Annotated in this window: 12 protein-coding genes; 9 read left to right on the forward strand and 3 right to left on the reverse strand. The window is 36.2% G+C overall.

What is annotated here, in order from left to right; translation table 11 throughout:
* Window positions 1-80 precede the first annotated feature (80 nt).
* Together PYV58_RS09660 and PYV58_RS09665 are read left to right on the forward strand one after the other, a co-directional pair.
* The gene (locus PYV58_RS09660; protein WP_004719841.1) at window positions 81-461 is read left to right on the forward strand and encodes an MliC family protein; all 381 of its coding nucleotides are present in this window, start codon (window positions 81-83) and stop codon (window positions 459-461) included.
* 415 nt (window positions 462-876) lie between these two features.
* Window positions 877-2,103 carry an acetamidase/formamidase family protein gene (locus PYV58_RS09665; protein WP_034615542.1) on the forward strand — a complete coding sequence of 409 codons (1,227 nt, stop codon included), beginning with the start codon at window positions 877-879 and terminating at the stop codon, window positions 2,101-2,103.
* Window positions 2,104-2,657: 554 nt separating this feature from the next.
* On the opposite strand, the gene PYV58_RS09670 is transcribed toward PYV58_RS09665, so the two are convergent.
* Window positions 2,658-2,939, reverse strand: a complete 282-nt coding sequence (locus PYV58_RS09670) for a hypothetical protein (RefSeq protein WP_034617244.1) — start codon at window positions 2,937-2,939, stop codon at window positions 2,658-2,660.
* Between the two features lie 339 nt (window positions 2,940-3,278).
* Between PYV58_RS09670 and PYV58_RS09675 the strand changes: the two genes are divergently transcribed.
* From PYV58_RS09675 to PYV58_RS09695, 5 genes are all read left to right on the forward strand, one after another.
* Window positions 3,279-3,494, forward strand: a complete 216-nt coding sequence (locus PYV58_RS09675; RefSeq protein ID WP_034617245.1) for a hypothetical protein — start codon at window positions 3,279-3,281, stop codon at window positions 3,492-3,494.
* 132 nt (window positions 3,495-3,626) lie between these two features.
* Window positions 3,627-4,622 (forward strand): alpha/beta hydrolase, encoded by a 996-nt coding sequence (locus PYV58_RS09680; protein ID WP_034617246.1) that lies wholly within the window; start codon window positions 3,627-3,629, stop codon window positions 4,620-4,622.
* Between the two features lie 77 nt (window positions 4,623-4,699).
* Window positions 4,700-4,924: a hypothetical protein gene (locus PYV58_RS09685; protein WP_004719860.1), complete on the forward strand. Its 225-nt coding sequence runs from the start codon at window positions 4,700-4,702 to the stop codon at window positions 4,922-4,924.
* A 902-nt stretch (window positions 4,925-5,826) separates the two neighbouring features.
* A complete protein-coding gene (locus PYV58_RS09690; protein ID WP_004821920.1) occupies window positions 5,827-6,171 on the forward strand; it encodes an SMR family transporter in 345 nt (114 codons plus the stop codon).
* A 29-nt stretch (window positions 6,172-6,200) separates the two neighbouring features.
* Window positions 6,201-6,767, forward strand: a complete 567-nt coding sequence (locus PYV58_RS09695; protein WP_004821919.1) for a TetR/AcrR family transcriptional regulator — start codon at window positions 6,201-6,203, stop codon at window positions 6,765-6,767.
* A gap of 139 nt (window positions 6,768-6,906) precedes the next feature.
* Here PYV58_RS09695 and putA read toward each other — a convergent pair whose 3' ends face one another.
* Window positions 6,907-10,662, reverse strand: coding sequence for a trifunctional transcriptional regulator/proline dehydrogenase/L-glutamate gamma-semialdehyde dehydrogenase (gene putA / locus PYV58_RS09700; protein ID WP_034617248.1), 3,756 nt, complete (start codon window positions 10,660-10,662; stop codon window positions 6,907-6,909).
* Window positions 10,663-10,782: 120 nt separating this feature from the next.
* Here putA and PYV58_RS09705 point away from each other — a divergent pair, with 120 nt between their 5' ends.
* On the forward strand, window positions 10,783-11,280 hold the full coding sequence (locus tag PYV58_RS09705; protein ID WP_004821915.1) for an Lrp/AsnC ligand binding domain-containing protein: 498 nt from the start codon (window positions 10,783-10,785) through the stop codon (window positions 11,278-11,280).
* 52 nt (window positions 11,281-11,332) lie between these two features.
* On the opposite strand, the gene putP is transcribed toward PYV58_RS09705, so the two are convergent.
* Window positions 11,333-12,838 (reverse strand): sodium/proline symporter PutP, encoded by a 1,506-nt coding sequence (putP, locus tag PYV58_RS09710; protein WP_034617251.1) that lies wholly within the window; start codon window positions 12,836-12,838, stop codon window positions 11,333-11,335.
* Between the two features lie 374 nt (window positions 12,839-13,212).
* Between putP and PYV58_RS09715 the strand changes: the two genes are divergently transcribed.
* Window positions 13,213-14,664 (forward strand): aspartate ammonia-lyase, encoded by a 1,452-nt coding sequence (locus tag PYV58_RS09715; RefSeq protein ID WP_034617252.1) that lies wholly within the window; start codon window positions 13,213-13,215, stop codon window positions 14,662-14,664.
* The last annotated feature ends 1 nt before the right edge of the window (window position 14,665 follow it).

Here is a 14,665-nt window from a genome sequence, read left to right on the forward strand (position 1 = left end):
GTAGTTATTCGCAATAAGTGGTTGGATTGCTCTAAAGCGCTATGTTAGAACTTAACTTCCATATTTATTCGAGATTAAACATGAAAAAATTATTATTAATTTCATCTTTTTTAGCTGTTGTTTTTGTTGCTGGGTGTAGTGCAAAAGACAAAGATAAAGCGACATCTCCTGATAATGAGGTAAGTAGTAGTGCCGTTGCTGTTGATACAAATGAGTCAGCTGAAAAAACGGTAAAATATGAAACCGCTGATAAGAAACAATTTACACTTAAGACCAGTGATAATTTTGTTACAGCGACATTAACGGATAGCGATGGAAATAACTATTCATTGAAAGAAGTACCTGCTGGAAGCGGTATGCGTTTAGAAGGTGACAATGGCGTTTCAATTCATTCTAAAGGCGATGAAGGAACCATTGAACTTGCTAAAGATAAATCTTTTACAGTGAAAGAAGTTAAATAGAATTCTGACGTAAATAGCCCCACCATTTGGTGGGGTTTTTTATTCGTAGTTCATCAATCAAAAAATGATCATATTGAGCGAATCATATTGATGTTAAAAGTTCTTGCTCCCTTTGAGCGAAAGCGAGGATGAGGGGGTATTTAAGTTGGCATATCATTCTAAAAAGGATTTATGAAAGAAGCCGAATAGGTTGAGAGAAAACTGTACACATTAAAATTAAACACTTTAAAACCCACTCAAAAATAAGATATTTACGGGCATTTCATTATTTATGCACTTGAATAGACCGACTAATTGTAAACAATTGGCGCAATAGCTATTGAAATGAACAGATTAAAGTAATTTTATCGTGGCATGAAATTTGCTGAAAACACCTTTGCAATATTTTTATTTTTCAATTATTAAAGGTATTTTTATGTTTAAGCACACGGTTCTTTCACTGTTTATTTTCAGTGCTATCAGTACTTCAGTCGTTCATGCTGAAAGTTTTAATGTTCTTAAGCAATTATCCAATAAGCCGGTTCAATTAAAAGACGGTGAATACAAAGGCAATTATTATGTACCTTCGACTTTAAACACGATTACTTGGGGTTACTTACCGAATAAAGATGCCAAGCCTGTGATTTCTGTTCCGTCGGGGAGTGTGGTAACTTTTGATACAGTTTCACATGAAGGTTTACTTGAAGATCAAGGGCGGGATGCGGAAAAATTCTTTAAATCAAAAGGGGTGAAAGATGAATACATTTTAGATGAAGCAAAAAATATTACAAAATCTTCTCTAAAACATGATTTTCATAAAGATGGACCTCATATTGTGACTGGCCCAATTGAGATTAAAGGTGCACAAGCAGGTGATATTTTAAAAGTAGAAGTCATTAAAGTAGAGCCTCGTGTTCCCTATGGCGTCATTTCAAATCGTCATGGTAAAGGTGCTTTAGTGGGCGAATTTCCTAAAAGACCTCAACAAGAAAATGCTTCGGCTGAACATCCTGAGCGATATGGAAACGTTTCAGTGTTTACCCCAATAGAAAAAAATGCCAAGGGTGAATATGAGGGGGTAATAAAAACACAATCAGGTAAATCGATTCGTTTCCCACTAAGCCCGTTTATGGGCATTATGGGGGTCGCACCGAATACATCACAGCCAGTTCATTCAGTACCACCAGCGATGTATGGCGGTAATATTGATATAAATGAGTTAGGTGCTGGATCAACTGCATATTACCCAGTACAAGTGCCGGGTGCATTGTTTTATACAGGTGATAGTCATTTTGCCCAAGGCGATGGCGAAGTTGCTTTAACTGCATTAGAAGCTTCAGCAAGAGCAACATTCAAATTCACTTTATTGAAAACAGGCAAAGATAAAATCCCGGGTAAAGAAATCGTACAGCCATTAGCAGAGAATGCTGAATTTTGGATTACACCAGGATTAGATGAAGATTTAGACGAAGCAATGAAAAAATCTACACGTGAAGCGATTCGTTTTTTAAATCAAGAATATGGTATTGATGAAGCGATTGCTTATGCCTATCTGAGTGCTGCTACTGATTTTGAAGTATCGCAAGTGGTCGATAAGACCAAGGGGATCCATGCCAAAATACGTAAAGCTGACTTTAAAGAGTTTGTTGAAAACGCTAAGTAAAACTAAAGCTGCTTAGGGTCTGTTGACATTTCATAAATGGCTTGCGTTGTAGGTTAAAATTGAGCAGGCAAGGCATGAAACGAAGAGAATAGCGAGACTATTTTCGAGTTTCATAACGAAGGCTGAGATAATTTTAACCACAACCCTTCGGGACTAGCGTGTTTTTTGCCGCTACGTGTTACCTTGCGAAACGATGTTTCTCATTATTTAGAATGACTAAATTTCGTATTTCGCGCCTAGTATCGCCTAAAAAACACACGTAGTCGCAAACGTAGACGAATTGTCAACAGACCCTAATTAAATATCCTTGGAAGTGAGGTCGTTTATTCAGCTTTCAAGGATTTCTCATTATCTTTGAAATGATATAAAGCTATAATCTTTTCGTATTTATTCGTGTTGATTGTTTTCCTGCAATTTATTCATTTATGTTTTCAAACGATATTTAGTCATTTGTTATCGTGGCTTTCGATATGTGACATCAATGCTAAAGCGCTTTAAACATGAAAAATCATGTTTATTTAAGCCTTAGTTATGGCAATTTAGCGGAGTGGGCTTTAGACACGAATCAAACTTTTACTATTTATATCCTCCATCCAGTCATTTAAATCCAAATCGTTGGTAAATGAATGTTCACCATCAATCTTAAAGACTAACAAAGAGTCATGAATGCTAATAATACTCGCTAAATGCTGGCGAATGATGTTGGCTTCATAGTTGGTATTGATCAGCCAAGTGGAAGGGTTCACCCGAATCGAAGCATCGTAGTCACAGATAAGCTTATGGACTTCATCATAATGATGTGCTTGTGATGAGTTTAGAATAATCAAATAATTCATATTAACAACCTCCATAAAAGAGATTTCGATAAAATAACTTTTATTATGAAATGTGATAAGTATCACGATTTATTCAATCTAACACCAATGTAATTTGATCAATCAAAAAAATGTCAGACAATCTAAAGCTGAATTTTGATGATGTGTTAGATTTTTTTTATTGTATTGTTCAAGAAAATTCTTAGTGGTTATTCCTTTTGTTACATAAAAAGCAATCAAAATTTTTAAATACTGGCTAAATTGAAGTATGATTAAGTTTAAAATATTTAAACAATAAGCTCATCAAAAGATGGACTTTTTTGTCTTACTCTCTGTGTGTTATAAGGTTTGAGGCTTAAAATGCTGGTTAAAATAGAAGATGGTTTTTACCTAAATTCACTGCATATTATCGCGATACATGTTTCTAAAGATATGATTACGCAAAATTTTTCTATAAGTATAGAATATACACCGCACAATCAAAATGCCAATGGCTTATATCATAAAAAGTGCCAAACCAAAGCTGAAGCGGATTTATTTTTACAAAGTCTACATCAACAAATCGCGCAAATATAAATTAAAAATTTTTTAGTTATTTTTGCATTGAAATTAAAAGAAAAGGAATTCATTTTTTAAGCTATATTAGGCTCACAATTGAATGTATCGATAATGTGAAAATCACAATGATTGAACATTTTTGAGGTCAAAATGCATAAACTAAAAATTCTTATTTGTACACTTTCACTATTCACACTGTCTGCCTGCCAAAATGTGCAAAAAAATAACAAAATCATTGCCAAGGCATTTGATACTTCAGCACATTTTCAACGCTATCTGATGGATAAACATGCGCCAGAGAATGTCATTGTTACCCATAATATAACTTACCAAGAACAACCAAAACTCAGTTTAGATCTCTATCAGCCAAAAGATATTCAACAATTTGAAAAACGTCCAACAGTGATCTGGATTCATGGTGGTGGTTGGATTTCAGGTGCTAAAGATAATGCAAGAGGATATTTTAAACTGCTTGCAGCACAAGGTTATAATGTTGTTTCTGTGCAATACCAATTTGCACCGCAAGCAATTTATCCAACGCAGTTGTATCAAATCAATAATGCACTGCGATTTATCCAGCAAAATGCAAAACAATACCATATAGATGCTGATCAATTATTTTTAGCAGGGGATTCGGCTGGGGCTAATTTAGCCAGTCATTATGCAGCGCTTCTCACTAACCCAAATTTTGCCATAGAATCTGGATTTACAGCCTCAATTCAAGCTTCACAACTTAAGGGTTTAATTCTGCATTGCGGAATTTATGATATGAATGCCTTTATCAATACAGCACCAGATGAAATCAAACTGATTGAATGGGGGGTAAATAACCTTGTTCAAGCTTATACAGGTAATCAAAAAGACAATCCTGAATATTTAAAACGTTTATCACCTATACAACATCTTACCAAGGATTATCCGCCTGTATTTATCAGTGGGGGGAATAAAGATTTTCTCACAGATACGCAGTCCATTCCTTTTGTAAAAGCTTTGCAAGAAAAGCAAATCCCTGTTCAAGCTGTTTTCTACCCTGAATCAAAAGAATGGTTGGTCCATGAATATCAATTTTTCTTGGGCAAAAAGGCGAGTCAGCAAACGTTTGATCAAACTATTTTGTTTTTGAAGAAAAATGTTGATTCAAAATAAACTCAAAAAATAATGATTTAAACTGAATTGTCATAAAAGCATGTTATAAAAAATAAAATTGTAGCGAGAAATGAAAGATGGAAATCAGTGTAAAGCAAATCAACAAGCGTATAGATGAATTTCAAGAATCAAGTAAGAAAGCATCAACTTTAGAAATTGGCTATAAAACCTACGCCAAGTTAATGAATGAAGATAAATTTGCAGATGCACTCAAGAAAGATCCGAATAACACAATGGTTCGTTACTACAAAGATATAAAAATTAAATTGGTCACAGAAAAACACCATTTTGAGGTGAAATAAGGTTTTTTAATAAATAGAATAACAATTTTTAAAATTTACAACTCAAGGAATGAGTGTAAATTTTTTTATCATTTTGCATGAGAAAAAGTAATATATCTTTTAAACACTTAGTTGATCCTATAGTGATCACTTTTTGCCTTATACACTTAAAATTTAATATACATAAAGCATTGATATGCGCGCTTATTGTTAAACACAACTTGTAACACTTCTATCTAAATCCTTCATTTTTTATTCATTTTATTTGAAGAGTGTATCTAAATATTTAATTTTTTTGATTTTTTTATCATATGTTTAAAACATTAAAAACATATTTTGTTAAGATAATTTAATCAATTTGGGTGATTTTTTATCAGCGGAGTTTGATGTTTATTCTTGTGATATAGGTATCAAAACCTACAGAATAACTGAATAAAAACAACTATATGATAATATTTATCATTTGGAATGGCTCATTTGAATATCTATTTGTGCTGTAAAAGTAGACGTTTAGACTCATTTTTTAAGTGTTTTTTAATTTAAGCAGACTTAATGATCTTACAAATTGTGACAAAATATATTAAAATAAATGCTGGTTTATTTTGTGACGAAAATAATGGAAATTTTAAACTTTATAAAGAGTTTCAACACGGTAAACACGTATTTAATTTTGGCGGTCATTGCCTTGTTGTTTATAATTTCATTTTTCTATTTTATTCATCCTACCTGATTAAGTAGAAAATTGAAGAAAAAAGGTGAGTATCATATTGATAACTCACCTTTTTTTATAAAAATAATTTTTATCAAAGTGCAATTGCTTATTATTCATCAAATTTAATGGCTGAGATTACAAATCGCTAAAGATTGTATTGTAAATTGAATTTATATAACATACCAACCAACTGGTATCTTTTGATGAATTTATGAATTCTATACTTTTTGCCTATAGTTTATTGGCGGTCGCGATCATCGCTGAAGTAACAGGTTCAACATTCTTAGTGAAATCCCAAGGTTTCACAAAGTTGGTCCCAAGTTTACTGGTGGTATTTTTTTATGTGATTTCTTTTTATTTACTGTCTCAAGTGATTAAAACGATTCCATTAGGTATTGCTTATGCAATTTGGGCTGGTGTCGGTATTATCCTGACTGCTTTGGTGGGTTATTTCATTTTCAAACAAAGCTTAGACTTTGCTGCAATTGCAGGCATTGGATTAATTATTTCAGGTGTATTGGTGATTAATTTATTTTCAACATCAGCAGGACATTGATAAAAGCACGAAGCAGGTAAGATTTGAGTATGGATAAAATTGTAGAAAATGCTTATCAACGTAAAAAAGATCCTGAAGGTGTTAAAAAATTAATTTTAGCCAACACGATGAGTTTAGTTGCTGAACACGGTGTAAATGGCGTGTCGATTCAAAGTATTGCAACACGTTCAGGTGTAACGAAAGGTGGTGTATTTCATCATTTTGCCAATAAACAAGTTTTGATTGAGGCCATGTTGGAAGAGTTAATCCAACAATTGGACCAGCAAGTCAGTCTAGCAATTGAAAAAGATCCAGTTACTTATGGCTGTTTTACTCGCGCATATATTGATGTCACCTTAAGCGCTTCATTTGGAGTCAACACAGTATGGAGTGCTTTAAGCATGACATTGATGACAGATAAATCTTATAGCGAGAAGTGGGATCAATGGCTGACACGGCGATTATCTCAACATGCTGCAACGGATGATTCTGCCACATTAAAAATATTACGTTATGCAGCCGATGGGGCATGGTTTGTAGAAAGTCTCTCCCCAAAAATGCAGGATGACTATGAAGAAATTAAACAGCAATTGTTGTTAAGGACTTATCCTGAATAGTGATTTATTTGCTCTGCTTTGTAAGCAAAACCAATAGCTGTAAACTAAAATAAAGTTCCTAAATAAAAAAACCAAGCCAAATGATATTGACTTGGAATGGAAAACTTTCTTTAAACTTGGTTAAATCTTGCTTTATGATTTATTCACTGCCTAAAGTCATCAAACTTGCATTTCCGCCCGCAGCAGCAGTATTGATGCTGATCGCACGCTCAATAAGTAATGGTGCAAGCGGGATAATTGTATTGGCATCCGCTAAATGAGTTATGCCAACAATTGCGCCTTCACGTTGCGCAATCACAGTCTGTAATTCTTTTAGACCAGTACCTTGATGTAAAACTGCCTCAAACTCTCCAACAGTCACATCATTGATCATCGAAAATTTTTGTTGCAACGCTTTTGGCATACTTTGAATCATTTTTAAAGCAATCGCATCATCACTTAAAATACAGACTTGTGCATTGAGAGACAAAATTGCATTAAACTGATTCAGTAAAGCCTGTTCTTGCGCTGCGATTGCCAATATCCGATGACGTGATACAACATGGTATTGATTCAATTCACCTGTTGGACCCGGAAGTTCATATAAAGCAATCGGTGATTGATACTGATGCATAGCCCATTGCGAATAATGCTGTTTTGCCCAAGTGTGAAATTCTGTTTGAATTTCAGATGGTTTTAGATTGAGCTGTTCAGAGATATTTTTTACAGTACCAAAAGGGCGATTGGGTAGGGCTGTATGCTGCATCAATTTATATAAATAAATTGGACCACCAGCTTTAGGCCCTGTTCCTGATAAACCTTCACCACCAAAAGGTTGTACGCCGACAACAGCACCTACAATATTACGGTTAATATATAAGTTGCCCACTTCCGCATGTTCAATGGTGGTTTGAATAGTTTCATCGATACGTGTATGTAAACCCATGGTTAGACCATATCCTTTTGCATTGATATGTTCTAACAATTGCTTTAATTCACCATATTTATAAGTAATGACATGCAATACAGGTCCAAAAACTTCACGTTTTAAATCATTCAGATTTGGAAGCTCAATTACCGTCGGGACAATAAATGTGCCTGCATTTAGATCAGATGTTGGTGTTTCATAAGCAAGTTGATGTATTGCATAGCCCTTGCTCCGCATCATTTCGATATGCTTTTCAATATTTTGTTGCGCTTCACCATCAATCACTGGACCTATATCTGTTTTAAGCAAAATAGGTTGTCCAATGTTGAGCTGTTGCATGGCACCTTTAAGCATTTTAATTAAGGTTGCTGCATTGTCTTCTTGAACGCACAATACTCGGAGGGCAGAACAACGTTGACCAGCGCTATCAAATGCTGAATTTACTGCATCAATTACTACTTGCTCTGTCAGCGCAGAAGAATCGACGATCATCGCATTTTGACCACCCGTTTCAGCAATCAACGGAATCGGTTGACCTGTTGGACTCAGGCGTTGTGCCACGGTTTTTTGTAAAATCTTAGCAACTTCAGTGGAACCTGTGAACATAATGCCTTGAATACGCTCGTCTTGGCTAAGTTTTGCACCGACTGTTTCACCACGACCAGGGAGTAATTGTACAACTGATTTTGGAACTCCTGCTTCCCATAAGATTTGAATTGCTTGTGCTGCAATTAATGGGGTTTGTTCCGCAGGTTTAGCAATTACGGTATTTCCTGCAACAAGTGCTGCCGAAATTTGTCCAGTAAAAATTGCAAGTGGGAAGTTCCAAGGGCTGATACATAAAATTGTACCCAAGGGGCTAAGTGCGCCATTTTTTTCGATACTTTGCATTTGAGCTGCATAATATCTGAGGAAATCAACGGCTTCACGTACTTCGGCAATACCATTGCTGTAGGTTTTACCACTTTCACGACACAGTAAAACCATCAGTTCCTGAATACGTGATTCCATAATCGCAGCAGCTTTAAGTAATAATTCTGCACGAAAATCTTGAGATGCGTTTTTCCAATTTTCAAAAGCTTGATGAGCGTTGTTTAAGGCCAAATCAACTTGCGCTGTTTCTGCTTCGATCACATAACCAACCAAATCAGTGTGATCAGCTGGGTTGCGGATTTCTTGCGAATTTATTTCAGCTAAGTCTTGTAAATCAAGCTGATCGACAAGGCTATAACTGTTCCACTGGTGTTTTAAATAGTGCTGAACAGTTTGATTTAAATCTTTTAATTTACTGTCATCGGCTAAGTCTAAACCTTGAGAGTTTTGGCGTATGCCTTGATATAAATCATGAGGAAGCGGAATCGCAGGGTGTTTTAGCCCGACTGCATGCTCTTTTTCTGCAGTATGTAAAATTTCTTGAACAGGATTTTCAATCAACTCTTCAATTTTAATATTTTTATCTGCAATACGGTTAACAAATGAAGTATTTGCACCATTTTCCAATAAACGTCGAACCAGATAAGCCAATAAGGTTTCGTGATTACCGACAGGCGCATAAATACGACATGGAATTCCTAATTTCTGATCCGAAACTTTGCCTACCACTTGTTCATAGAGTGGTTCACCCATGCCATGTAAGCATTGGAATTCATATTGACCAAGATAATATTTTTGTGGATCTGCTAACTCATAAATTGTGGCAAGCGTTTGCGCATTATGTGTTGCAAATTGCGGATACACTTGATCAGGCGCAGCCAATAGTTTTTTTGCACAAGCAATATAAGACAAATCTGTATGCACTTTACGGGTAAAGACTGGATAGTCAGACATACCGTCAATTTGTGCTTTTTTGATTTCACTGTCCCAGTAAGCACCTTTGACCAGGCGAATCATTAAACGTTTTTGACTACGTTTTGCCAGATCAATAATATAATCTACTACATAGAAACAACGCTTTTGATAGGCTTGAATGACAAAGCCAATACCTTTCCAGTTTGCCAGTTGTGGCTCAAAGCATAAACGCTCAAGTAATTCTAAAGAGAGTTCTAAACGATCTGCTTCTTCAGCATCAATATTAAGACCAATGTCATAGGTCTTTGCTAAAAGTGCTAAATTTAAAATACGAGGATAAAGTTCATGATGCACACGCTCGGTTTGAGAACGTTGATAACGTGGATGTAAAGCCGAAAGTTTAATTGAAATTCCTGGACCGGTATAAACATCTTTACCTTCAGACGCTTTACCTATGGCATGAATCGCTTGAGTATAGTCTTCAAAATAGCGATCTGCATCGTGTTCAGTCAGTGCCGCTTCACCAAGCATGTCATAAGAATAACGGAAACCTTTATCTTCAAGGATTTTGGCATTGTCCAATGCTTCTTCAATGGTTTCACCAGTAACAAACTGCTCACCCATCATACGCATGGCTGCATCAACTGCCTTACGAATGATGCCTTTACCTGTACGCGCTAAAAGCGAAGTGAGAATCCCTGAAAGGCTGGTTTGTTTAGGCGTTTCCATCAGCTTGCCAGTCAGCATGAGTCCCCATGCAGCGGCATTGACAAACATGAGATTACTTTGGCCTAAATGATCTTTCCAGTTTCCTTGATTAATTTTATCGCGAATCAATAAGTCTCGGGTCGCACTATCAGGGATACGCAATAAGGCTTCAGCCAAGCACATCAATGCGATGCCTTCTTGTGAAGACAATGAAAACTCTTGCAGCAGACCTTGTACGATACCTGCTTTGCCTGACGAACTTTTACGGTCACGTAAGCTATGCGCTAAGTTAAATGCAATGTCATAAATTTTCTGATTCATTTCTTCAGAAATTTGACTGTGCTCAAGTAAGTTTTCAACACATTCCGATTCAGCACGACGCCACGCATGATTGATTTCTTCTTCAAAATCAGTTTTGTCTTTAAATTCGGTAATGTAATCCAAACTTGGAAGTAAGTTTGCATTTAAAACTTGAGGTGAATCCATATTCATTGTCAACGTCCTGTGACTAGCAAATATTTTTGTTGAGCAGATGGGTTTATATAATTTATGATTACAGAATATTTGGTGAATAACTCACTATAATTTGAATAATATTTAGAGAATTATTCTATGGAAAGTGCTTATTTAAGCTTAGATCGTATAGATATTCGGATTTTGGACATTTTGCAAAAAGATGGAAAAATTTCCAATATTAAGCTGGCTGAAAAAGTTAATTTATCGCCCACAGCTGCGCTTGCTCGGGTGCAAAAATTGACAGGGGAAGGATTTATTTTGGGCTATGAAGCAAAACTAAATCCGAAAATGTTAGGCGCTAATTTTGTGGTATTTGTTGAGATTCTTTTAGACAAAACCACACCCAATGCTTTGGATGCTTTTTCAGATGCCATCGTACAATATCCAGAAATCATGGCATGTCATATGATCAGTGGCGGTTTTGATTTTTTAGTGAAAATTCGATGTGCTGATATGGAGGAGTTTCGTCGTATTTCAGGGCAGGTACTCTGGCAATTGCCTGGTGTAAAGGAAACACGTAGTTATCCAGTGATGGAAGTGATTAAAGACAGCTCACAATTACATTTAAATTTTAAAGCGAAAGTAAAGAAATAGAAAAGGGGGCATGAATGCCCCCAACGCTAATGGTTTATTCAAACATGTGAATTTACATATTTTTCATTTCACGGTTATAAATTTGTTCAGCATTTTCAAAACGATCAATTACTTCTTTTTCAGGCGCTTTGTCCATTAAGCTGACCACAATGATGCTGATGAAAGAAAGCACAAAGCCCGGCACGATTTCATATAAACCCGTATGCGCCATGGTGTTTTTCCAAACAATTACTGTTACAGCACCGACAATGATACCGATCAATGCGCCATTTAAAGTCATACGCTTCCAGAACACAGACAATAAAATAAGCGGACCAAATGCTGCACCAAAACCAGCCCATGCATAAGCCACTAGACCAAGTACCTTACTTTCTGGGTTAAATGCCAAGATGATCGCGAGTACTGAAATGGCTAAAACCATTAAACGACCGACCCAAACCAACTCATTTTGTGAGGCTTTTTTACGAAGAAAAGATTTATATAAATCTTCAGTTAAGGTACTTGAGCATACCAAAAGCTGACAGCTTAAGGTACTCATGACAGCGGCTAAAATAGCGGCTAAAACAACACCAGCAACCCATGGATTAAATAAGATTTTGGTTAATTCCATAAACACTGTTTCTGGATTTTTTGCCACAATTGCAGCTGATGGAATGTCAGGATGTGCTTGGAAATAAGCAATACCCACATAACCGACAGCAACAGCGCCCGCTAAACATAGAATCATCCATGCCATACCAATACGACGAGCGTTGGGAATGGTTTTCACTGAATCTGCTGCCATAAAACGGACTAGAATATGCGGTTGTCCAAAATAGCCTAAGCCCCATGCCATTGATGAAATGATAGCAATAAAACTAACCCCTTGGAACATATTTGCTGCATGTGGACGTGCGGCTTCAATCAATTGATTGACATGTTGTAAATCACCGACTGCCAAGAAAGTCATAATCGGTGCCAACAGCAATGCAAAAATCATCAAGCCCGCTTGAAATGTATCTGTCCAACTGATCGCAAGGAAGCCACCGATACATACATAACTGATGGTTGCAATCGCACTAACCCAAAGTGCAGTGGTGTAGTTCATTGCAAAAATACTTTCGAATAAACGTGCACCTGCCACCATGCCTGAAGCACAGTAAATACCAAAGAAGATTAAAATAACCAGTGCAGAAATGATACGGATCACTTTCTTTTTATCACCAAAACGGCTGGTGAAATAATCTGGTAATGTTAATGCATTATTTTGTATTTCAGTATGGACACGTAAACGGCCTGCGACCAAGTACCAGTTGAGCCAAGCACCAATAATGAGCCCGATTGCGATCCATGATTCAGATAATCCAGTCAGGTAAATTGCACCTGGGAGTCCCATGAGTAGCCAGCCACTCATATCCGATGCACCTGCTGAAAGTGCAGTGACAAAACTCCCTAAGCTTCGACCTCCCAAAATATAATCTGAGAAATCGGTGGTTTTTCTATAGGCATATAAGCCTATACAAACCATTGCAATGATATAAAAGATAAACGTGACAACTGTGGGGTTGAGTGAGTCCATATTTAATTCAGTCCTTGTGGAGTAAATCTCCAAGTTTTATTTTTTATCGCATAAGTTTCACGAGCGAATTCTTTCACACAACTAAAAAATATCGCTGTGATTTTTATAAGGTGATTGTGCAAGATTTATGTATCCGATTGTAACTTTAGATACAAATGCAAAAAATCAGCAATTTATATCCAAAAAAATTCTACTGGGAGTGTTTAGTGACTGCGGGATTATACTTTACGCAAAGTTACATTGTTAACGTTTAATTGATAATTCCATAAAATTGTTTATCGAAATGACATATTTTGCTAGTACAAAAGCCGAGGAGAAGGAATATTATTATAACTGCACAACTATAGTGCATAAATATATAATGAGCAGATCACATGGAAACGGTTCAACCTGAAGTTACAAGAATAGAAAAAGATTTATTGGGAAGTAAAGAAGTTCCTATAAACAGTTATTATGGCATTCATACAATCCGAGCTTTAGAAAATTTTAATATTTCTAAACATAGCGTCGGTGAGCAAAGCTTTTTTATCCGCGCTTTGGCTCAGGTCAAAAAGGCCTCGGCACAAACCAATTTGCAATTTAATAAGATCTCTGAAGAAATCAGTGTAGCGATTCAAAAAGCAAGTGATCAACTGATTGAAAATCCGCAAAATTGGAAAAATGCATTTCCATCAGATGTCTACCAAGGTGGTGCGGGGACATCAATTAATATGAACACCAATGAAGTCATTGCCAATATCGCGTTAGAATCTTTAGGTTATGCGAAAGGACGTTATGACATCATTCATCCAAATGACCATGTCAATAAATCTCAATCGACCAATGATGTCTATCCCACCGCATTACGTTTAGCAACTTACTATTCACTGGATTTGTTATTTGAAAAAATCAATAATTTGATTAGTTCACTGACATTAAAATCTGCTGAGTTTCAGTATGTGCTAAAAATGGGCCGGACCCAGTTACAAGATGCTGTCCCAATGACATTAGGGCAAGAGTTTCATGCCTTTGCGACATTACTTAAAGAAGATGTTCGTCTAATTAAAAAGACCCGTGAACTTTTATTAGAAATTAATTTAGGCGCTACTGCGATTGGTACAGGCGTAAATACGCCACATGGTTATGCTGCTCAGGTCAATGAAAATTTAAAAGTCTTAACAGGTTTAAACTTAATTGGTGCAGAAGATTATGTTGAAGCGACCAGTGACTGCGGTGTATTTATTATCCTTTCAAGCACCTTAAAACGTTTGGCTGTAAAACTCTCTAAAATCTGTAATGACTTACGTCTATTAAGTTCTGGCCCAAGAACAGGTTTATGGGAAATTCGCCTACCTGAATTACAAGCTGGTTCATCGATCATGCCAGCAAAAGTCAATCCTGTGATCCCAGAAGTCGTCAATCAAGTTGCATTTAAAGTGATTGGCAATGATTTAACCATTACCTTTGCAGCAGAAGCGGGCCAATTACAGTTAAATGTGATGGAGCCTGTGATTGCGCTTACCATGAATGAATCAATTGAGTTACTGATCAATGCGATTCAAACCTTGGATGAGAAGTGTATTCAAGGTGTGGTTGCCAATGAAAAAACCTGTTTTGATGCTGTGATGCGTAGTGTTGGAATAATTACCTTACTTGATCCAATTTTAGGTCATGCGAAGTGTGATGAAATTGGGAAGCAATGTATTGCTGAAAATAAAACCATTCAAGAGGTTGTACTTGAACAAGGTTTATTGAGCCAAGAACGTCTAGATGAAATTTTCTCTTTTGAAAATATGATTTCAGAAATTGCAGTACAACCCTATGAAGAAATCGGTAAAGCGGGCTAAG

Source organism: Acinetobacter sp. TAC-1, assembly GCF_029025845.1.
GTDB classification, from domain to species: domain Bacteria; phylum Pseudomonadota; class Gammaproteobacteria; order Pseudomonadales; family Moraxellaceae; genus Acinetobacter; species Acinetobacter guillouiae.

Bases quoted from the DNA above. Each gene is read 5' to 3' on its own strand.
- PYV58_RS09660 (WP_004719841.1), top strand. From the start codon at position 81: ATGAAAAAATTATTATTAATTTCATCTTTTTTAGCTGTTGTTTTTGTT.
- PYV58_RS09665 (WP_034615542.1), top strand. From the start codon at position 877: ATGTTTAAGCACACGGTTCTTTCACTGTTTATTTTCAGTGCTATCAGT.
- PYV58_RS09670 (WP_034617244.1), bottom strand. From the start codon at position 2,939: ATGAATTATTTGATTATTCTAAACTCATCACAAGCACATCATTATGAT.
- PYV58_RS09675 (WP_034617245.1), top strand. From the start codon at position 3,279: ATGCTGGTTAAAATAGAAGATGGTTTTTACCTAAATTCACTGCATATT.
- PYV58_RS09680 (WP_034617246.1), top strand. From the start codon at position 3,627: ATGCATAAACTAAAAATTCTTATTTGTACACTTTCACTATTCACACTG.
- PYV58_RS09685 (WP_004719860.1), top strand. From the start codon at position 4,700: ATGGAAATCAGTGTAAAGCAAATCAACAAGCGTATAGATGAATTTCAA.
- PYV58_RS09690 (WP_004821920.1), top strand. From the start codon at position 5,827: ATGAATTCTATACTTTTTGCCTATAGTTTATTGGCGGTCGCGATCATC.
- PYV58_RS09695 (WP_004821919.1), top strand. From the start codon at position 6,201: ATGGATAAAATTGTAGAAAATGCTTATCAACGTAAAAAAGATCCTGAA.
- putA (WP_034617248.1), bottom strand. From the start codon at position 10,662: ATGAATATGGATTCACCTCAAGTTTTAAATGCAAACTTACTTCCAAGT.
- PYV58_RS09705 (WP_004821915.1), top strand. From the start codon at position 10,783: ATGGAAAGTGCTTATTTAAGCTTAGATCGTATAGATATTCGGATTTTG.
- putP (WP_034617251.1), bottom strand. From the start codon at position 12,838: ATGGACTCACTCAACCCCACAGTTGTCACGTTTATCTTTTATATCATT.
- PYV58_RS09715 (WP_034617252.1), top strand. From the start codon at position 13,213: ATGGAAACGGTTCAACCTGAAGTTACAAGAATAGAAAAAGATTTATTG.